A 1,844-nucleotide genomic window follows, 5' to 3' on the forward strand; every position below is an offset into this window, starting at 1 on the left:
CTACCCCCCGAAGCCCAGGGCCGCCTACGACGGCTATGCCGTGAACTCGGAGGCCACCCCGGGCAGATTTAGAGTGATCGGCACCGTGTTGGTGGGCCAGTACAGAGGAGACTTGGCTATTGGAAGCGGGGAGGCTGTCTACGTCACCGTGGGGGCCTTTCTTCCAGACGGCGCAGACGCCGTGGTGCCGGAGGAGGCGGTGGAGCGAGACGGCGAGTACGTGGTGGTCAAGGCGAGGTATGAAAAATACGCAAATGCAGACCCTCCGGGGTCTTACGTCCGCAGAGGGACCGTCATGCTCAGCCAAGGCACGGTCGTCACGCCCTTCGATGTCGTCGGCCTACTCGACGTCGGCATCACCACGATATACGCCTACAGAAGGGTGCGGGTGGGCATAGTGGCGACGGGGGATGAGCTCATCGTCCCGCCCATCGACCCAGACACCGCCGCGGAGCTGGTGATGAGGGGAAAAGTGATTGAGTCAACAGCCTCCCTAGTCGCGTGGTACATCCAGACGTACATGCCGTATGTAGAGGTGAGGGAGAAGGTGGTGACCAGCGACAGGCACGAAGAGGTGAGGGCCGTCGTTGACAAGTTCCTAGCCGAGTACGACGCGGCGATAATAACGGGGGGCGCCGGCCCCAGCGAGATAGACCACTTCTACAAGCTGGGCTTCGGCGGGCTGAGGGGCTTCCGGATGAAGCCCGGCAGGCCCACAAGCGTGGCCGTCGTCGGCGGCAAGCCCGTCTTCGGCCTCTCCGGCTACCCAATCAGCGCCCTACACGGCGTGATTAGAATAGTAGAGCCAGTCCTCCGCCACATGGCCAACGTGACGCGGCCCCCGGGCCTGGGCTGGATATACGCCACCGTCACCCAAGACGTCCAGGGGGAGATGGCCCAGGTGGTGAGGGTGAAGATAGAGCCGGGCGAGGGGGAGCTCTACGCCAAGCCGATAAAGGTGAAGCACCACTCCTTCACCGAGCCGGAGGCCGGGGGCATTGCACTAATCCCGCCGGGCGGGGTGAAGAAGGGCGACGTGGTGCCGGTCCTCCTCTACCGCGACCTCAGGCGGAGCGGCACCGGCCCACTTTGACCAGGCCCCTCTTGCTCAACATATCCAGGGCGTAGAGTATGTAGCCAAACCTCTTCTCTACATACTCCCCACCGTACCACTCCATATGCGCCTGTATCAACTCGTCGAGGCACCACTCAGCCCTCCCAGTCTCCTTCACAATCTTCATAATGAAGCCGGCGGCGTCCTCCACCGCGTTCCACTGGTAGGCGAACCACACCCACTCCCTGACCTCGACGGCGTAGTAGTCGGGGATTATCTTGGCGACGCTTGTAATAACCTGCAGAGCCGCGGTCCTCACCTCGGCCGGCCTGCAGCACTCCTCCACGCTCCTCTTCGCGAGCTCTACGCTGTCCCCCGTGTCAACTATGTCGTCTACGATGAGCACCTTCTTACCCCGCAGATCCGCCGAGACCGGGTACTTCACATACGCCTTCTCCGCCACCTGCGCCGCCGAGGGCCAGTGCACCACCTGAATACTCACCAAGTCGCTAACCCCCAGCCAGTCGCAGAGAAGCCTCGCCGGGACGAAGCCCCCCCTGGCGATGGCCACAATCACGTCGGGCTGCCACCCGCTCTCCCTAATCTTAGCCGCCAGCTGCCTGCTCCACTCTACAATCTCGTCGAAAGTCACCACCTTCACAGGTATCTTAGGCACGTTGATAGAGGAAACCACCGCGTTTATATACATTAACTTGAACTATTTACAAGGCTCCACCGCCACGTAGGGGAGACCGAGGTCGCGGCATTTAACCGGCCCCTTAAACTCAAA

General features: G+C 61.8%; 2 protein-coding genes. One reads left to right on the forward strand and one right to left on the reverse strand.

The features are described from left to right. Window positions 1-1,093, forward strand: a 1,093-nt coding sequence (locus tag ACP5J3_RS14050; RefSeq protein WP_428496251.1) for a molybdopterin molybdotransferase MoeA, incomplete at its 5' end; no start/stop codon positions are given. Here ACP5J3_RS14050 and ACP5J3_RS14055 read toward each other — a convergent pair. Beyond that, window positions 1,065-1,730, reverse strand: coding sequence for a phosphoribosyltransferase (locus ACP5J3_RS14055; RefSeq protein WP_428496252.1), 666 nt, complete (start codon window positions 1,728-1,730; stop codon window positions 1,065-1,067). The genes ACP5J3_RS14050 and ACP5J3_RS14055 overlap by 29 nt on opposite strands. Window positions 1,731-1,844 lie beyond the last annotated feature (114 nt).

The sequence above is a fragment of the Pyrobaculum sp. genome (assembly GCF_049971835.1).
Taxonomy (GTDB): Archaea; Thermoproteota; Thermoprotei; order Thermoproteales; family Thermoproteaceae; genus Pyrobaculum.